Source organism: Alloscardovia theropitheci (genome assembly GCF_004332295.1).
Taxonomy (GTDB): Bacteria; Actinomycetota; Actinomycetes; order Actinomycetales; family Bifidobacteriaceae; genus Alloscardovia; species Alloscardovia theropitheci.
This window is the reverse complement of record NZ_RXLP01000023.1, coordinates 125,267-144,525: the sequence shown is the minus strand read 5'-3', so window position 1 is coordinate 144,525 and position 19,259 is coordinate 125,267. Positions and strand designations below refer to the sequence as shown.

11 protein-coding genes and 1 tRNA gene are annotated in these 19,259 nt (G+C 43.8%); 11 read left to right on the top strand and 1 reads right to left on the bottom strand.

Annotation, left to right across the window (positions count from 1 at the left end; genetic code table 11):
* From EJ419_RS06185 to EJ419_RS06160, 6 genes are all read left to right on the top strand, one after another.
* Window positions 1-324 (top strand): hypothetical protein (locus tag EJ419_RS06185; RefSeq protein WP_205668839.1); only part of this gene is annotated, 324 nt, incomplete at its 5' end.
* Window positions 325-337: 13 nt separating this feature from the next.
* A complete protein-coding gene (locus tag EJ419_RS06180; protein ID WP_131284682.1) occupies window positions 338-754 on the top strand; it encodes a DUF1310 family protein in 417 nt (138 codons plus the stop codon).
* Between the two features lie 105 nt (window positions 755-859).
* Window positions 860-2,176, top strand: a complete 1,317-nt coding sequence (locus EJ419_RS06175) for an Mbeg1-like protein (RefSeq protein WP_131284680.1) — start codon at window positions 860-862, stop codon at window positions 2,174-2,176.
* A gap of 144 nt (window positions 2,177-2,320) precedes the next feature.
* Complete coding sequence (locus EJ419_RS06170) at window positions 2,321-3,445, top strand: alpha/beta hydrolase (protein ID WP_165496261.1); 1,125 nt, start codon at window positions 2,321-2,323, stop codon at window positions 3,443-3,445.
* Window positions 3,446-3,737: 292 nt separating this feature from the next.
* Window positions 3,738-9,341 carry a beta-sandwich domain-containing protein gene (locus EJ419_RS06165; protein ID WP_205668838.1) on the top strand — a complete coding sequence of 1,868 codons (5,604 nt, stop codon included), beginning with the start codon at window positions 3,738-3,740 and terminating at the stop codon, window positions 9,339-9,341.
* Between the two features lie 440 nt (window positions 9,342-9,781).
* On the top strand, window positions 9,782-11,965 hold the full coding sequence (locus EJ419_RS06160; protein ID WP_165496260.1) for an acyltransferase family protein: 2,184 nt from the start codon (window positions 9,782-9,784) through the stop codon (window positions 11,963-11,965).
* Window positions 11,966-12,289: 324 nt separating this feature from the next.
* Here EJ419_RS06160 and EJ419_RS06155 read toward each other — a convergent pair.
* Window positions 12,290-12,363, bottom strand: a tRNA-Val gene (locus tag EJ419_RS06155).
* Window positions 12,364-12,469: 106 nt separating this feature from the next.
* Here EJ419_RS06155 and EJ419_RS06150 point away from each other — a divergent pair.
* The 5 genes from EJ419_RS06150 (at window position 12,470) to EJ419_RS06130 (ending at window position 19,230) form a co-directional block, all read left to right on the top strand.
* Window positions 12,470-13,924 carry a DivIVA domain-containing protein gene (locus EJ419_RS06150; RefSeq protein WP_131284674.1) on the top strand — a complete coding sequence of 485 codons (1,455 nt, stop codon included), beginning with the start codon at window positions 12,470-12,472 and terminating at the stop codon, window positions 13,922-13,924.
* A complete protein-coding gene (locus tag EJ419_RS06145) occupies window positions 13,908-15,755 on the top strand; it encodes an alpha/beta hydrolase family protein (RefSeq protein ID WP_131284672.1) in 1,848 nt (615 codons plus the stop codon). Before EJ419_RS06150 ends, EJ419_RS06145 begins: the two co-directional genes overlap by 17 nt.
* Window positions 15,755-16,819: a DNA repair protein RecO gene (gene recO, locus EJ419_RS06140; protein ID WP_131284713.1), complete on the top strand. Its 1,065-nt coding sequence runs from the start codon at window positions 15,755-15,757 to the stop codon at window positions 16,817-16,819. Before EJ419_RS06145 ends, recO begins: the two co-directional genes overlap by 1 nt.
* On the top strand, window positions 16,816-17,607 hold the full coding sequence (locus EJ419_RS06135) for an isoprenyl transferase (protein WP_131284670.1): 792 nt from the start codon (window positions 16,816-16,818) through the stop codon (window positions 17,605-17,607). Before recO ends, EJ419_RS06135 begins: the two co-directional genes overlap by 4 nt.
* A 207-nt stretch (window positions 17,608-17,814) precedes the next feature.
* Complete coding sequence (locus EJ419_RS06130) at window positions 17,815-19,230, top strand: glycine--tRNA ligase (protein WP_131284668.1); 1,416 nt, start codon at window positions 17,815-17,817, stop codon at window positions 19,228-19,230.
* Window positions 19,231-19,259: the final 29 nt, after the last annotated feature.

Sequence of the window (19,259 nt, the reverse complement as noted above, 5' to 3'; positions counted from 1 at the left end):
GTAGATATCGCTCGAATCGAATACGATAATTACACAAAAATAGACGTGCAGCATCACAAGCCGATTAGATTTGGGGAGAATGGGCATAAAAAACTTCTTGGCACCCTTGACAAGGTTGTTGATGATAAGTCTACGGGTTTGAGGATGTATGTGGTCAAGACGGATGATAAGCATTATTCTGTGTTGTTTCGTGGTTCTGAGTCTCCGGGTAAGGATGGTTGGCAGAAGGATTGGTTGGATAATGATGTGCCGATGGTTGATAAGATTCTTACTGGTGGTAAGGGTGTTACATCTCAATTGAGCGCAGCAGCTGTACAGTTATAGAAGGTGATGAGTTATGGCTTTTAAGAGTTTTGTGCGGAAATACCGCGTTATTTTGATTGTTTTGACTGTTGTTGTGTGTGTTGTGGGGGTGGTTTTTGTGCCTGGTTTGGTTGAGAAGGGTTATATGTATTCGGTGGTTACTGGTAGTGAGGGGAGGAAACTTATTGAGGATGAGTTGCGTTCTGCAGATCCGAATGCGCTGACTGATAAGGGGCGAATTAAATCGTACAAGATTTTGACCGATACGATTGAGCATAACCCTATGGGTGGGATTATGGTCAGAATAGAACTGAATAATGACACGGATATGGTGCTACATTTGGTCTTTGGAAAAGATAATCCACAGAGAAATCTCGAAATCAATGTTCAAGGAATGTCTCCGAAGGCCTATGAATTATATAAGAAACTTGACGCTATAGATCGCGAATAAAACAATGATAACGGGAGTGCTAATACGTAGCATGAGGAATTAACAGTCTGTGTTAGTGGAGACTCTTGCTAAGATTTGAAACTCGTATCAGAAAGAAGTCCTGTGATGAATAATATATTAACGGAAAAGGACCGTAAGAAGATTGCCGAGGTTGAGTACGATTCTTATTCGCCCAGTGATATTGGAGCCCCCGTAACATATGGAAAAGGTTTAGAAAAGAAGACCCTTGGCTCCCTTGATAGTGTTGTTGATGATAAGTCTACGGGTTTGAGGATGTACGTCGTTAAGACGGATGATAAGCATTATTCTGTGTTGTTTCGTGGTTCTGAGTCTCCGGGTAAGGATGGTTGGCAGAAGGATTGGTTGGATAATGATGTGCCGATGGTTGATAAGATTCTTACTGGTGGTAAGGGTGTTACATCTCAATTGAGCGCAGCAGCCGCACAGTTACAGAAAGTGATGAGCGAACATTCTGACGCTCAGTTTGATGTTTATGGTCATTCTTTGGGGTCGATGTGTGCTCAGTATGCGGCAGTAAAAGTAACTAACCCCTCTCAAATTGGTAATGTGTTTGCGTATGAGGGGCCAAATATTTATTCGACCCTTGGGGCACAGGAGCGTGATACCGCTCTGAAATTGAGGAATAAAATTCATAATTACGTCGATCAGCGTGATGCTATTGCGTTGGGATATGGTGATGTGTTCAACTGCATCGGTCGGTTGCATCGAATTGATTCAAAAGATTTGGGTGTAGATAAAATCTCTCAGCACATGTGGGGAGGTTATCAATGGCAAGATGATGGTGGGCTTGTCGAGATGCAACCCAACTTTAACGATATGAAGTCTGCTTTAAGTTTTTACCGTGAGCATTTTCCTCAATTCGCCCACGGTAAACAGGGTCAATTCGTTCTTGATAGTGTCCAAGCCGAATTCATTTCGGATGCCGTCGCTGCTCATGCCGGTCAACTAGAGCATAATATTGATACTCTTCATACCCAAACTGTACAAGAATTACGCGATAAGGTAAGCAGAGCAATTTCGGATATGAAAAGATTACTGGCGATACTACCGTACTCTGCAATAGATGAACAGTTGTATATCAATGGGCTCACGCTAGAACAAGTACTTGAACGTTTTGAAAATTTAACAACGAGTGATGTTCAAGCATCGAAGAAAATATCGAATGATTTCGAACAAATTCGCTCGTCAATAAATCAGGGTATTCAAAAAGTAATGGATACGGATTCTGATCTTGCTCAGCATATGAATGATTTTTCTGATAGTTATTATCGAAGTGTTGTTGAACCTAAGGTTGCACAGGAACAAAGACACTATGCGCATGTTAAGGATGCTCTTACAAAACCACTTAAACCTGGTAATAGTTATACAGTAATGGACTCAAACCGTATGGAGCACAAGTAGGAAGATAGTCCAACACTCGGACTCCTTAACAATAGTGTGCTTAAAGTGCGATATAGTCTTAAGAATAAACCCATAATGCACAGCGAAGTACACATGTGTAATGCATTGTCGCATGATGCAAATCGCATGAAGGAGGATTACATTATGACAGAACAATCTATGGATAAATCATTAGAGCGCGAGAATGTGTCTGCTAATCCAAGCAATCCAACTCAGGGACCGGGATATTCGGATAATTCTTCCGCATATGCCATCGTTGAACAAGCAAAAGCTATTGGTGATTGGAAAGAAGCTGGAAAACTGTGGTCATACATTGATGAGGATTTATCTGGCGATGGTAGTGAACATATTTCAGATCTCGCAAAGAGTGTGGCAGTACAGATGCGCTTAGGCTCATGTGAAGTGGATTATCCACGTATTACTGCGTGGCAACTTCCTGTGGATGTTCAATCTCATTTGGCGATTGCGTATGACGATGATAATGATCGTGGACATTTCTTGGATGTATTCGCGCCTGCAGATGCTGATGAAAATCACACGTATCCCGTAGTAATTGACGATCACGGCGGTGGTTTCGTATATGGCTTACGCGAACTCAATCGAAGCTTTGCTATGCATCTGGCCCATCGTGGTTATGTTGTGGTTTTGCCAAGCTATCGACCTGGACCTCGCTATAATTTTGCTCAAATGCTCACTGATTTGTCACATGCATATTCATGGACGTTGAAAAATATATCGCAATACGGCGGTGATACAAGCAAACTTTTCCTTACAGGAGACTCGGCGGGTGGCTGCTTTGCATTGCATAGTGCCGTCATCGAAGCGAACGCGAAGATGAGCGAGCAAACAGGCGTTCCACAAGCTGGTCTAGATATTAAGGGGCTCCTTCTCGTCTGTGGTGTGTATAACCTGTATGAACGTTTCCATCCTTCGAGCGACCAAGATTTACTCCGTGGAATTGCAGCAGAAGTATTTGAGAGTGTTAGTGATAAATTCGCTGGATTTGATACAACGAGTGCTTTGCTTGAAGCTGGAACGCTCCCTCCAACTTTTATTAATACAGCGACCGATGATTTCTTATACGCAGAAAACGTTGATTTGGCGAATCGCTTGGATAAGCTCGGAATTAAGAATGAGTTAGATGTAGCCGATACTGAAAAATGGGGAGAACTGGGGCATGTGTATGTTATTGGATTAGCAACTCATGAGCGCTCACAAATTACTCTCGATAAGATGGATGCATTTATGCGAGAAATATTAGAAAATTAGTTAGCTTAGAGAGCTGATTGTGAAATGAGGCGTTGCGTTTTTTGCAAAACGTAACGCCTCATTTTTGACCTCAATCGTCGAAACGCATGTGGAGCGCATTGAAGTAATTTTGTAAGTTTAGTAAACTTATAGTCACGGTTATTTCATAAGACAAGCATTTTTTCGATGACGAATTTGAGTGCCTTGTGAAGGTGAAGCAAATGAAGGGTTTTTGCTTCATTCGCCGGGGATGTTCGTGTTTACTTCCAAATATGAACACCATAACACAACGAGATAAAGGAGTCTCACGGATATGAAAAGGAAAGTATCCGCGATGGTGGCAATGGCTCTTGCTGTAGCGATGCTTACCGCAGGGCAGGTTGCCGTCGCAGCAGACTCACTCCCACATGCGTTAGCAAACGAAAGCCTAACGCCGTATGCAGGGGTGAGCGCACGTTCAACTGAAAATTACCAGCCGTGGATTTGGACACTAGATCCAGCGACGGCAAAAGGTTCCGAAATTCTCCAAGAGATTTCGGGCTGGACTCATTTCAAATCGGCTCGTGGTAACGGCAATTCTGTAGACAATGCCTCTCAATATCCCGCAGTCGCCATAAAAAACGGTTCATATGATTTCTCGAATGCTGGTAGCTTCACAGCTCGCATCGCCTCTTTCCAAGAATCCTCTAAGAATCGCTTTGGTTTCTACCTAGGCTATAAAGACCCGGGACATGGCCTTTTTATAGGTTTCGATAGGGATGGTTGGTTCTGGCAACGCTATGGCAGCGACGGCGTGTGGTTCGATGGCGATCGTATTGCAGCTCCTGAAGTAGAGACGGATACTGACATTACGATTTCATGGACAGGCCATGTCGCCACTTTGATGGTCGATGGGCAAAAAGCCTTCGACGTGGATTATAGTGCCATGACCGAGCTGACAGACAAAATTGCAATGAAAGCAAGCACATGGGGTGATGAACTCACTGATATGTATGTCACCGATCCTTATGCTCCTGTTCCAAGCTATTCAGTATCTGGAAAAGTGGTCGATTCTGCACAAAACCCAGTTGCCGAGGCGACAGTGCGTATCATAAGCACTTCGAATACCACAGGTTCTTCAGATGAGAATTCGCAAAAGACTACGAGTACTCAGTCTGATGGTTCTTTCACGATTCCTGACGTAGAAATTGGTACCTATACAATTCATGTCAGCAAAGCTGGCTACGACGATGCTGCTCAAGAGATACAAGTAACACAGTCTAATGTAGAAGTTAATCCAATCACTTTGAATAAAGAAACCATCGTTGAAACCCAAACTCTACACACGCAAGATATGGAAGTAGCGCTGAAGACGAACTTCCCTTCGGTGTATACATATACGATGACGAAACTTGGCTCACGTGTTATGTACGGACAAACAAAGGACGTGCGCATAGTAAATATTAATGGCACTGATATCAGTGTGAACGATCAGGATGTCACTTTTACTAAAAAGAGTGATACAGCTGCTACGTATACTCTGACGGTAAAGAATGAAGCAGAACATATTGATGCAGTTCTTAGCGTTGATGTTACTGTTTCTGACAACACATTGCACTTTGCGGTGTCCAAGATTGACAATAATGCAGGGGAGCAGTATCCAATACAGACGCTGAGTTTCCCACACCATAGTCTGGTGTCGGTTCGAAGCGACCAAGATGCAGCACAGTTTACTGGCGCTGTTATGTCATCAGATACGAACAAGGTCGGTGATGAAAATTACTCAATCACCGCAAACATGGCATCTAAGAACGATCGCGATTACATGTATGCGTTCGTGTCCGGTGGAGGGCTCAGTGCTGGAATGTGGAGCAATTCAGAACATGAAGGGCGAGTCGTGGCTGCACCGGTTCGAGGGGGAAGCCACAATACTCGTATTTTGGCAAGTACTGACCGTATTACTGGACAAGTATCTTTAGGCTTAGCAAGCGCGCCATGGTATTACCATCGTGTTGTCACAGATTCCAAGAACCAGTCCTATACCGTTGAACAAACGGATATGCCAAAAATGGCTGTGGTTATCACCGGCGATGATAATAATGATGGCGCTATCAATTGGCAAGATGGCGCGCTCGCTTTCAGAAAGATTATGAATAATCCATATAAGTCTGAAGAAGTTCCGGAATTAGTAGCGTGGCGCATTGCGATGAATTTTGGCTCTCAAGCTCAAAATCCATTCCTTACAACTCTCGATAATGTCAAGAAAGTTTCACTCAACACGGATGGTTTGGGTCAGTCAGTGTTGCTCAAGGGATACGGCAGCGAAGGCCATGATTCAGGGCATCCTGATTATGGTGATATCGGTATGCGTATCGGTGGGGCTAAAGATATGAATACCCTTATGTCGCAGGGGTCTAAGCTGGGAGCGCGTTTTGGAGTACACGTCAATGCATCTGAAATGTATCCGGAAGCGCGAGCGTTTAACGATAATACAGTTCGTCGTGACTCGAATGGAAAACTACATTACGGGTGGAACTGGCTCGATCAGGGAGTTGGCATTGACGGCATTTATGATCTGGCAACGGGTGCTCGTGCTAAACGATTCGCAGATCTGAAGAAGCAAGTCGGGGATAACATGGACTTCATTTATCTTGATGTGTGGGGAAATCTCACATCATCAAATCATGAAGATTCATGGGAAACTCGCAAGATGTCAAAGATGATTAACGATAACGGTTGGCGCATGACTACGGAATGGGGATCAGGTAATGAGTATGATTCGACATTCCAGCACTGGGCTGCTGATCTCACCTACGGTGGTTCTCGCGTTAAGGGCGAGAATTCGCAAGTTATGCGATTCCTTCGCAATCATCAAAAGGACAGCTGGGTAGGCGATTATCCTTCCTATGGTGGCGCAGCTAATGCTCCGTTACTTGGTGGATATAATATGAAGGATTTTGAAGGATGGCAGGGGCGCAACGATTATGATGCATATATTCGTAATCTGTTCACCCATGACGTTTCTACAAAATTTATTCAACATTTCACGGTATATCGTTGGGTTAATAATCCGTTGGATTCCTCATCGGTTACTGATCCAAATACTAATAACGGTAATGAAGAGATTACGTTAAAAGACAATTATGGTAATACTCTAGTCTTGGCTAGAGCATCCAACGATTCTCACTCGGATAAGTATCGTCAACGTACCATAACTCTTAACGGTACAATGATTGCTTCAGGAGCTGTCTCACGCGGCGATAATGGTCAGGGTGGTACGGAATCATACTTGCTGCCATGGCTATGGGATGCTCAAAGTGGTAAATTAGTCAAGTCACAAGATCAAAAACTGTATCATTGGAATACTTCAGGAAGCGTCACTACATGGGGTCTTCCAGCGGGCTGGCACAATCTATCCTCGGTAAAGCTCTACAAGCTTACAGACTTGGGCAAAACGGAAGAGAAGATTATTCCTGTAGTCAATGGCACGGTTACAATCAATGCCGAAGCTCAAACCCCGTATGTGGTCTACAAGGGCGATGTCAATCCAATTCAGCACTCTTTCCAATGGAGTACGGGGATGCATATCGTAGATGCTGGCTTTAATGGTGGAGAGCAAAGTCTTAAAGACAATTGGAGCTTGAGCGGTAAAGGCAGTGCGCACATTCAAAAGAGCCAACACAGTAATCCGATGCTCACATTGTCTGGAACAATTTCTGCGACGCAAAAACTCACAGATTTGGTTCCAGGAAAGCGATATGCAGTATACGTGGGCGTCGATAACCGCAGTGATGGGCAAGCTCGAATGACCATAAGCTCACAAGGCAAGGTATTGGCTACTAATTCCACGGGAAGAAGTATTGCTAAGAATTACGTTAAGGCTTATTCGCACAATACAAATTCGTCAACCGTGAATGGAAACAGTTATTTCCAAAATATGTATGTGTTCTTTATCGCTCCTGAGAGCGGACGCGTTGATCTAACGCTGTCACATAAGAATCTAGGAGATACATATTTCGATGATGTGCGAGTTGTAGAAAATGCGTTTGATGGTTTGAAAACGGATGATAACGGGTACGTGATGACGCTTAGAAATAATTTCGAAAATAATGCACAAGGTATCTGGCCATTTGTTATTTCCGAATCCGAAGGCGTAGAAGATAACCGTATTCATTTGTCACAGCTTCACGCTCCATACACTCAAGCCGGGTGGGATGTGAAGAAGATGGATGACGTATTGGAAGGTCAGTGGTCCGTTAAAATTAACGGTCTTGTCAGTAACGATACGCTTGTCTATCAAACAATTCCTCAAAACGTGAAGTTCGAACCGGGACGTAAATATCGTATTTCTTTCGACTATCAGTCAGGATCAGACAACATTTATGCGCTCGCTATAGGTAATGGTGATTATTCGGAAAACGGTATAACCGTTCAGAATTTAGCCGGATCATTAGGTGAAACCAAGCATTATGAATTCGAATTAACCGGTGGCGTTAACGATCAAACCTGGTTTGGTATTTACTCCACAGCAGTTGCGTCAAATACTCGCGGAACGAGGAATGCAGCAGCAAACTTCGGAGGATATAAAGATTTCGTTCTCGATAATCTTAGTATTACTGCCTTGGATAAGCAGGAACATTCCAAAGAAGAAGCGACAGCTAAGGCAAGTGATGTGGATGGCAAATACTCGCACAAGCGTGCTGATTATAGCGATAATGCTTGGAAGACATTCGAACATTCCATGGCTCAAGCGCGGGTGCTGATTAATAAGAATGGTGCTACTGCTGACGATTTCACTAATGCATACGGATTGCTGTCTGCATTGGATGAGTATATGGCAACAGCACCAGGAAGTGAGTCAAGCGACAAATACGATGTACCTCGCGATGCGTATACCGTCCAATCGGGTAGCGAACAGGAAAATTATGCTGACATCGAAGGTCCTCGTGACTTTGCTCAGGATAATAACTATTCCACGTACTGGCATACTGATTGGGGAGAGAACGCCGTAGGTGCTGGAACAGCATGGTATCGTTTTGACTTTAAGAAGCCAACGACAGTTAATGGTTTGAGATATCTTCCTCGTCCAGGTGGTGCAACCGTTAATGGCAAGCTTAAGAAAGTTAAAATCGAGCTCATTACTGAAGACCGCGCCGTAGAAGTTCCAGTGCCAGAAGGAACATTTACGACATACACTGAATGGCAAAAGATTAGCTTTGCTCCAGTTGACAATGTACTGAGCATGAAGATAACTGCTCTAGAAACTGCTGGACAATCAGCTTCGCAAAGGAATAAGTTTGCTTCAGCTGCAGAGCTACGAGCTACGACGAATGTGAGTTCGATTTCTTCAAAGCAAATTGTTGACAAGGAAGATCTTAATGATTTGATCAGTCAAGCATCCGCTTTGAAAGAGAATGAGTATACGCCGGAAAGTTGGAAAGAATTTAGCGAGGTTCTTAATGCTGCACGTATGGCAGCTGAGCATAGTGATGCTACAGAATATAACGTTCTGTTAGCAACGGCTAACTTAGCATATGCATTGCCGAGTTTGGTCGTAGTGCCGACTCCTACACCGACTCCTACACCTACCCCAACGCCGACGCCAAATCCTACACCAAATCCTACGCCTAATCCGAATCCGGTAAATCCTAACCCACAGCCTAATCCGACTCCACAGCCAACTCCAACTCCGAATCCTAATGTTCCGGTAAACCCAATCGTTCCTCAGCCGAATACGGGACAAACGGTAGTGCCGGTTTCTCCAGGCAAGAATGATTCTCAGGGGAAGTTGGTTACTAAGGATTACATGCAGAAGATGAATCTCGCAAAAACTGGCGTCATGATTGTGACTATTGTGAGTTTCGTGATTCTGTGCGCCGCTATAGGGATGGCGTTAACTCAGCCACGTGTAGTTCATTCGCGCAGAGAGAGGTCTTAATCCTACATTCGGGTAAGTCTGGATCTGATTGTGCTCGAACTGACTATATTGGAACGACATGAATTGAGATTCAATTCACAGCTATAGTCCGGCTAAGAGCACAATCTGGCGAAGTAAGGAGGCAATAGGTTCGCAACACTTTCTATATGCTAAGAGATTATATAGTTGTCGAGATTTCTGGCAGAATAGATTTCTCACGAAGTCTCTTAAACGAATAAAAGAATAAAAAGAATAAAGGTCGTCGGGGGTAATAATGGGGATGCTCATTATTCCCCCAGTCTTGTAGTTTTGTGCTCTTGTATGTTCGGGTCCTGGTTGTGGGCAGAATGGCAATTTTGCATTCTTAACATTGATTGCTATTTCAAAGTAAAATACAGTAAATAATAAGTAAATATCGACATGCCATGGAATCGAATTATACGAAGATGTATTCTATCCATGTGGGAAAAAATAACGTAGCTGTAAAGTGCGTTCAAGCTGATAATGAGACAGATAGTAACTCTGTTCTTAATAACGATGAAGATGTTATAAAAATTAATGACAATAAGAATCGAGATACAGCAAAAAATAGTGATGACAGTGCTAAGGGCGGCAAGAGTGGAAGCCGTAAGCGAATTCATGGTTTAGATGGCATTCGAGCGCTCGCTGTAATTCTTGTCGTAGGATATCACTTCATTCCACAGGTGTTCCCACAAGGTTATGTCGGGGTAGATGTCTTCTTAGTATTATCAGGATTTTTGATTACATACTTGCTCATTCAAGAAGTAGACAGTACTAAACGTATTAATCTCATAAGTTTTTGGGCAAGGCGTTTGCGACGTATAGTTCCAGCAGTTTTTGTCATGGTGGGGGTAAGTGTTTCCACTGCGTTGTTTATAGGCGGAGATGTACTTGTAGGAATACGCCGGCAAATAATAACAGCATTCACCTTTACATATAACTGGGGTGAAATCATTGCTGGATCGACGTATTTTGATCAGGCAAATCCTGCGCTTTTCAAAAATTTGTGGTCCCTTGCAGTAGAAGAACAATTTTATCTTCTTTGGCCTATACTTCTGTGGTTACTCATTGCGCCAAAATTGATCAAAAAGCGTAACGTGGCGCTCGTAGTGGCGCTTGTTCTTGCTGGTTTATCTTTTACGTGGGCGATTGCATTAACCGCGCATGGTGCAGATGCAACGCGCATCCATGTGGGCACTGATTCGCATGCTTATGGGCTTATGCTAGGCGCTGCTTTGGCTATAGCGCATAAAAAAATAATTTCTGTACGTATGAATAATCGCCGTTATACGGCATTATTCTTTGGTATCGCTGGATGGCTGGGAATTATTTCTTTAGTGTGTTTGTCATGTGCTCCTCTGTCGCGTATTCCGCTTGGAACGCTGTTACCTATGCCAGCTATTAGCTTTATCGCTAGCATATTGACAATTCTGTCTATTTCTAGCACTTTTGCCTACTCACAATGGCTTAATCTTACGAATGATACACACGCGATTATCCAACTTCGAGGGGCGATAAGCGAAAGGTCACTCGTTGGTTTTTTGCAACTCGTACCGTTGCGTTGGGTAGGGCTTAGATCATATGGAATCTACTTGTGGCACTGGCCGCTTTCGGTGCTAGCTCTGTATTGTGTTCCGGGGCTCAATGTTTGGGTAAGAGCTGTCATAATCGTGGCTCTAACATTTATATGTGCAGGATTATCGTGGAAATTCGTAGAACAACCAATAATTCGTGATACTGCTTATGGCTGGATGCACTCTCTATCAAAGCGAAGTAGGGTAGTAGTGATCGCAGCTCTTGCTGTTGCTACAACGCTCTCGGGGTGTGCAATTGTTATGCAACCAGAGATGACAAGCGCTCAACGAACTATTTTGGAAGCTCGAAAAGCGAATGCGGCTATGAAGGATTCGCTGGGAAAATCGCAGAAATCTTCGCGGCTAGATTCGAAGAGCGATTCGTCACCAAAATCTAAGAAGAATTCCACAAGAAATACTCAGAAGAAGTCCGCGGATAGTACGAAAGAAAAGAGGCTTGACTCAAAGAAACGTCAAAGTACCTCTAACAGCAAAAAGGATGCTGTTAAATCCGGCAAGACGGCTCAGAAAATGCACAATCAGCCAGAAATTATCGGTGCTAATATAACTGTCATTGGTGATTCGGTAACGGAAGCTTCAAGTATGATGCTTAATCAAGATTTTCCGGGAATTTATGTGGATGGGGTAGTGAATCGTACGGGTGCAAATGCGGCGCAATTTCTTGCAGATGCAGATAATAATCCCAGTGTTGGTAGACGCCATTATGTCGTGGTAGGTCTTGCTGCAAATGCTACGTGGCGTCAAGAATGGCTTGATGCGTTGCTGAATCAAGTTGGGTCGGACAGAAAACTAATCTTAGTTAATGGTTTCGGTCCATCAACATCTTCATGGATTTTCCAATCCAATGATGTCATAGCAGCCTATGCTGGCGCACACAGAGGACAGGTTTTTGTGGCAGACTGGGCAGGACAGATAAAAGATCATACTGATTTGTTGGCTCAAGATTATGTGCATCCAACGTTCGATGGTGGGGCCCATTACTTTTCTCTGGCAGTTAAAAACGCATTAGAAGAAGCATATCGTTCATAGATAATTTTTGCGATGTTCGTGCGAAAGCTTGGGTAGGAATTCAAACGTAACTGGTTTTGCGAGCTTTGCTTTGGTGCTGCTACTACTTTTACTATTCTTGGGTAATTTTGACCGTTTTTATGCATAAAAGTAGCCTTAGTAAGGGTAAAAATGGTCGATTCTATCCAAAAGGTGTATTTTACCCAAAAGGTACATTCCACCCAAAAGACATAAATAAAATACTAGTGTTAATGCCATAAACAAGAAGAGCTTAATTAGCACCACCATTGATGCGTTGAACAGCGTATATACGAAAAAAGGAGAACCGAAGTTCTCCTTAATTTGTGGGCGATAAGGGACTCGAACCCCTGACATCCACGGTGTAAACGTGGCGCTCTAGCCAACTGAGCTAATCGCCCGACTTGGTATAAGTTACCAGAGGTTCGACTCACATGCAAATATCGGCGTGTTTTAGATAGTGGGTACTGATGTATTCTTATAGAAGTTAAGAAAAAGGAGTATCTCATGGCGGATTTCCATACACAGTCTGAAGATATGCAAACTCTAGACGAAAACGCTGTAGAAGAGCATAGCCGCAACAGTCAGTCGCGTCATATTGCGCGTGCTCCCAAAAATCAATGGGGCTATAGCATTAGTCAGGTCGATGAATTTCTCAATTCTGCTCGCACGCAGTACGAAGCTGAAGAGCCAAGTGCAACGCAAGAAGAAATCCAGAATACTTCTTTTGATCTTGAAAAAAACGGCTATGATACAAAAGCTGTGGATGACGCATTGCGTCGCTTAGAAAATGCCGTTGTGGATAAGTTAGCTCGTTGGACCATTCTCAATGATGGAACCCAGGCGTGGATTGCTCAGACAGAGCAATTAGCTTTGACTTTAATTGCGCGTGCTAAGCGAGAAAAAGGTAAAACTTTCACGCGCGCACGCCGATTCACTCCGTCCTACGATGTTCGTCAAGTAGATTCTTTCGTTCGTGCAGTAGTTCGTTATATCGATACGCAACTTTCTTTAGGTGCCTTAGGGCAATCAGTTTCGGGGCAGTCGGACAATACGAGCACTTCGCACCGTGTGCAAGATACTCAACCTTCGCATTTCAGTTCTCAAGATGTGGAACTGATGACATTTACTCAGCGTTCTGGTCATCACGGATACGATGAGGCACAGGTTGATGCGTATTTGAATCGAATTCGACAGGTTCTTACTCGTATGGAATCAACGGTTCGAGTACAAGATATAGATCATTTATCTTCCGTAGATGAGTATGATTCCGCATTCTTCGAGAATATGGATAGTACTATTGACTCATCATTGTCTAGTTTAAGCGCGAATAATTCACGGTATGCTGATGTTCAGAATTCTGACGATGATGACGATAGCTTTGAAGAACTCGAGGAGCTTGTAGAAGGCGAGAACGACAACGGAAACATTGATATCGAAAACAACGGCATAGAAAATGACCATATCAGTGATAGCGCAGTCAACTATGCTGGCGATTTCCAAACTCCAGTAGATGGAATTGCTTCGTTAGGCTCGATGAGCAGACAAGACGTTGAACAATCTGAGCAAGACATGCAAGAAGATCAATCATCTCTGACTGTAGAGCATGAGCCAGTAGCATCAGTTTCTTTGTCCTTACCAGAATCAGTAGAGTCTGCGGCAACAGCAGCAGTGCCAGAAGGGTCTCACAAGGAGACACCTGAATCTTCGGAAGCCTATGAATCGTCAGATTTTGAAGCGATTACGAGAACTGAAGAGCGCATGTTTGGCGCCCTTAAAGAAGATATTCCTCAAAGTTTTGTGCCGGAGCATAAGCCAGAGCGGGGTTCTACTCGAACCAATGGCAGCGTTGACTATAGCACATTAATGGATACGGGAAGCATTCAGTCGGTTCCATTCCATCTTCCTAATCTAGATAATGACGCACGAAAAAATGGTTTAGGGGATGAAACGAAAGAATAATAATAATCGTCGGAACCAATCAGTACATTCGCCAAAAATAAGTGACGTGCTTTCATCTCGATATGAGAAAGCGCGTCGCTGGTTCATAGCGCAAATGCGCGATAATACTGATGGCACTTGGAAACTGTTTAAGCGGCTTCTTGTTGCAATTGTAATTTTTGCTATTTTGATGGGTGTTTTTGTCGGCGTCTCACGAATGACTAGTATGCAGTGGGACAAAGAGCCTACGAATCAAACAATTCGAAGTACCTCAGGTGATACGTCGATTACGTTTAATAATACGACCGGACAGACTCTGCCGAGGCGTGGCACGTATAAAGTCAAAGAAATACGTGATGTGATTGATATCGTGCAAGATGGAACAGGAAAAGTTCAGCACGATAATATTATTCTTCGTATCCCCGTTGACAGCAATGGTAATGTCATCTCACATGTGGCCGGTCTTGAATCAGGTATTCCTGCAGCGGTCTTTATCCATGGCGCAGGAACCGGGAACGCAGATGATTCATTTAATGATGTGGGCACAGATTTGGCAAGTGCTGGATTTGCTACAATCGTAATGGATAAACCGCGATGGGATACGTGGGATGCGACTCGAGACTATCCGTCGTCAGCAAAAGCTTATGAAAAGGCAATTCAATATTTACGCTCGCTGAGCTATGTAGATGACGATAAGGTTGGAATTTTCACAACTTCTGAAGGTACATGGATTTCTCCATACGTTATTCGCGATGATAAACGAATCGCTTTCGAAATAATGATGAGCCCGATGGTCTTTAGTCCTCGACATTCTTTAGGTTTTTCTGTCGCACAGATTTTTGCGATTACGGGTGCAAATCCTGGATATCAAGCTTTCGTGCAGCGGCTTTTTAGCATGGATACAGCTGCTTTCTCAATTACGAATATCGATTTTGAATCGCAAATTCCTCAGGGATATGATGTACCTATCTTAGTGGCGTATGGCGCAAAAGATGTTCTTACGGCTCAGGTTTCAGGTGTACAACGCATTCTTGAGCTCGCTCATAGTGTTAATAATTCTGATGTAACAATACGTACATATCCAATTGGAAACCATGTACTGCGTTTAGGCGATCAAACTCAAGCTAAGACTTTGTACGTTGATCATTATGAGTATGATTTCGTAGACTGGGCTGTGGGCGTAAGTCGTGGATTGGAACAGACATCATCGAAAATATCTGGTTCCGATGTGTACCAAGCGATTGCCGTTCCGGAAAATCTGTCAGCACATCGCCCTCTAACGATGTATTTCGTAGCCATTCATGTTCTTATGTTGGTATGGCTCTTGGCTTCGCTACTTATCGGTGTATACGCAGTAGGGAAGAAGATATATTACCGCCTTACTCATCAAAAGCGTCGTGTCTTTGGTTTTGTGGGACGATATCAGCGTACATTGGTGCGAGTTAGCGCAGTCACATATATGGCGCTTGTATTATTCCTCGCAGGTGTTGGGCAACTCGTATGGCGAGTCGTCAATTTGATTTGGGGTGCGGCTCCTCCTGCTCCGGGAATGATTTACTGGAGTTGGTATGCAATTCAAACAGCGTGCATTTTTGTAATTGTGACCTGGTCATTCGTAGCAGTGACTTTGCTTGAATCAATTTCAGTACGCGCTGCACGCACGAAGAGTAAGAAAGCTGGTACAAAGAAGGAAGAAACATTAACCCGAAATTCTACTATGAGCAAAAACTCAGCTAAACTGCAACCGATACTTGCTAGTGAGCGTTTGGGTATTATATACTTCAATATCACTACTGAAGCATTATTCTTTGTTTTGCTTGTCTTTGCTTACTGGGGATTGTTTATTTACTGATGCCAACGTATACCGATGAAGGCGTAGTACTGCGCACGATTAAATTAGGTGAAGCTGACCGAATCGTCACTATTATGACAAAATCGCATGGAAAAATTCGTGCAGTGGCTAAAGGCGCTCGCAGAACGAAGTCACGATTCGGAGGTCGACTAGAACCCTTTGCGCGTAATAAATTCCTTATTCATGAGGGACGAGGAGAACTTCAGCATATCAATCAGGCAGACACGATTCATGCGTACGGGGGAGAGATAATAGCAGATTACGATGCTTATGTATGTGCCAATGTAATCGCTGAATCCTTAGATAAATTCCTAGATTCGACACAATCTTACTCGGGTTTTTCTAGCCATTATGCTTCTTCTACGCAAGAGTATTCTGCACAAGGGGTCTACGTACAGGGGACTTACGCACAAACGGATTCTAGTCAGTCTGTTTTACCGAAAAATGGTATGTATGGCAATTCATTTACTGATGATTTGACTGCATACTATAACCTCCTGGTAGCTGCGCTTGGTTCATTAGCAAGAAAAGAACACAGTGCTCAGATGATTGAAAGTTCATTTTTATTGCGAATGCTTGCCATGGCAGGATGGGCGCCGCGTTTGGATAATTGTGTGGTCTGCGGAAGACAGACAGACTTGAGATTCTTTTCCACGCAGTCTGGTGGAATGATGTGCTCGACTGACCGTGTACTCGATGCGAGAGAAATTTCAAAAGAATCGCGCATACAAATGTACGCTTTGCTTCACGGGCGATGGGATCTTTTGCGCAATAATGACCACAGTGATATATCTCCTCATGACGGTGGCGAGCAAGAAGGAAACTGTGCGGACCCTGATGACTCTCGTACGTTTACGAATCCTTCTGTCACAACTCGTGACGTTGCTTCTATACGTCGAGACGTTGCTTCAAACCAGGCCAATAATCATTCTTCCGCAACGTTTTCTGGTCTGACTGAGGAAACGGGGTTAAATCCCGATGTTCCGGAAATTGTTGAGGAATGGTCGCAATACTATATTGAACGACCAATTCGCTCATTTCAATTGGTAAAATCTGTTATATGAGTTTTGATAACGTAGACTACACTTCGCTCGATATACCAGCAGCGCCTTTTTCTGATAAGTCAATTATCCCGAGCTTTACCCATGGGGCTGTTCCGCGACATGTGGGCGTTATTATGGATGGTAATGGCCGTTGGGCTCAAGAACGAGGGCTAATCCGTACTAATGGACATCAGGCTGCGGAGCCTGTTGTATTCGATATAATTGCCGGCGCCATTGAAGCGGGAGTGCGTTACCTAAGCTTGTATACGTTCTCAACGGAAAATTGGAAACGATCACCTCAAGAAGTACATTTCCTCATGGGATTTTCGCGTGATATTATTCATCGCCGCGTTGCGCAAATGAATGAATGGGGTGTGCGCGTACGCTGGAGTGGTCGTAGACCAAAGCTATGGAAATCCGTTATCGATGAACTTGAAATTGCTCAAGAAAAAACGAAAAATAACACAGTTATTGATGTCATTTTTTGCATTAATTATGGTGGGCGTGCAGAAATTGCTGACGCGGCTGCAGCAATTGCCAAGGAAGTTGCAGAGGGCAAAATTAAGGGGAATAAAGTAACTGAGAAGATGCTCGCTGACCATTTGTATTTGCCAGATGTTCCTGATTGTGATTTGGTTATCCGAACTTCTGGAGAGCAGCGAACGAGCAATTTCTTGCCTTGGCAAGCGGCATACGCTGAGCTTGATTTCGTTCCGGAGCTATTCCCAGATTGCTCGCGAGAGGTTTTGTGGCGTTCCATCGAAAAATTCACGAATCGAGATCGTCGATTTGGTGGAGTAAAGAAATAATTTTTTAAGAAAGTTGCTGTAGATCTACTGTTTACTGCTGTTCGCATAAGAACCTTGAACGTAATCGGGTCGCTAGGGGGCGTGCACATTGCATGAGAATTATGAGAACTACCAGTGGATTGTTCTACGTCCGATTAAACAAGTACAGTAGCGACTGTGAAGAAAAGTGCTCATAAGCCGTATGAGTACGCTAGTTAAGGAGCAAATGTGGCTGAATCTAAGCTCGATGCTGTTGTCTCTCTCGCTAAACGTCGTGGTTTCGTTTTCCCAGCAGGTGAAATTTATGGTGGAACCCGTTCAGCTTGGGATTATGGTCCACTTGGTGTGGCACTTAAGGAGAATATTAAGGAACAATGGTGGCGATTCATGGTCACTACACGTGCCAACGTTGTAGGAGTTGACACTTCTGTTATTCTTCCTCGTGAAGTTTGGGTTGCATCCGGACACGTTACTGTGTTCAACGATCCGCTTACTGAATGCTTAAATTGCCATAAGCGTTTCCGTGCAGACCATTTGGAAGAGCATTTTGAAACTAAGCATGGTCGTTTGCCATCATCTCAGGAAGAAATCGTTTGCCCTGAGTGCGGCACGAAAGGCAAGTGGACTGAACCTCGTGACTTCAATATGATGCTTCAAACTCATTTGGGTCCTGTAGCAGATGAAAATTCTTTGCATTATCTTCGTCCAGAAACTGCTCAGGGAATTTTCGTAGACTTTTCTCAGGTACAGGCGTCAACTCGTCAAAAGCCACCATTTGGAATTGCGAACATTGGTAAGAGCTTTAGAAATGAGATTACACCTGGAAACTTCATCTTCCGTACTCGTGAATTCGAACAAATGGAAATGGAGTTTTTCGTTAAACCAGGTGAAGATGAGGCGTGGCATCAGTATTGGATTGATGCACGCAAGTCTTGGTACACGGATTTAGGAATTGACGAATCCAACTTGCGTTTGTTCGAGCATCCAAAGGAGAAACTCTCTCATTACTCGAAGCGCACAGTAGATATCGAATATAAATTCGGTTTCCAGGGTTCTGATTGGGGCGAACTAGAAGGTATCGCAAATCGTACAGATTATGACTTGTCTGCACATTCACAGCATTCCGGTAAGGATTTGAGCTATTTCGATCAGGCAACTGGTGAACGTTATATTCCATATGTTATCGAACCAGCCGCAGGTTTAACCCGTTCTTTGATGGCATTCCTTGTCGATGCATACGACGTTGATGAAGCTCCAAATACTAAGGGCGGCGTTGATACTCGTACTGTTTTGCGTCTTGACCCACGCCTGGCTCCTGTGAAGGCAGCAGTTCTTCCTCTGTCTAAGAAGCCTGAACTTCAGGGAATCTCCCAAGATTTGGCAGCCGAACTTCGAATGCATGATTGGAATATCGACTACGATGAGTCAGGTGCAATTGGTCGTCGCTATCGTCGCGAGGACGAAATCGGAACTCCTTTGTGCATTACCGTAGATTTCGACACGATTGATGATCATGCAGTAACTATCCGTGATCGCGATACGATGAATCAGGAGCGAGTCGCTTTGGATAAGGTCGCTGATTATGTCGCAGAACGTGTTGGAAATTCCATGAAGCGATATCCTCAGGGGCCTCAAGAGGCTTAGGAATCTGCGAAAGTTTCAAAAACTGCGGA

What these genes read in the sequence shown, in the direction of transcription:
- EJ419_RS06170 (WP_165496261.1), top strand. Translation starts at nt 2,321, where the DNA reads ATGACAGAACAATCTATGGATAAATCATTAGAGCGCGAGAATGTGTCT.
- EJ419_RS06180 (WP_131284682.1), top strand. Translation starts at nt 338, where the DNA reads ATGGCTTTTAAGAGTTTTGTGCGGAAATACCGCGTTATTTTGATTGTT.
- EJ419_RS06135 (WP_131284670.1), top strand. Translation starts at nt 16,816, where the DNA reads ATGAGTTTTGATAACGTAGACTACACTTCGCTCGATATACCAGCAGCG.
- EJ419_RS06150 (WP_131284674.1), top strand. Translation starts at nt 12,470, where the DNA reads ATGGCGGATTTCCATACACAGTCTGAAGATATGCAAACTCTAGACGAA.
- EJ419_RS06175 (WP_131284680.1), top strand. Translation starts at nt 860, where the DNA reads ATGAATAATATATTAACGGAAAAGGACCGTAAGAAGATTGCCGAGGTT.
- EJ419_RS06165 (WP_205668838.1), top strand. Translation starts at nt 3,738, where the DNA reads ATGAAAAGGAAAGTATCCGCGATGGTGGCAATGGCTCTTGCTGTAGCG.
- recO (WP_131284713.1), top strand. Translation starts at nt 15,755, where the DNA reads ATGCCAACGTATACCGATGAAGGCGTAGTACTGCGCACGATTAAATTA.
- EJ419_RS06145 (WP_131284672.1), top strand. Translation starts at nt 13,908, where the DNA reads ATGAAACGAAAGAATAATAATAATCGTCGGAACCAATCAGTACATTCG.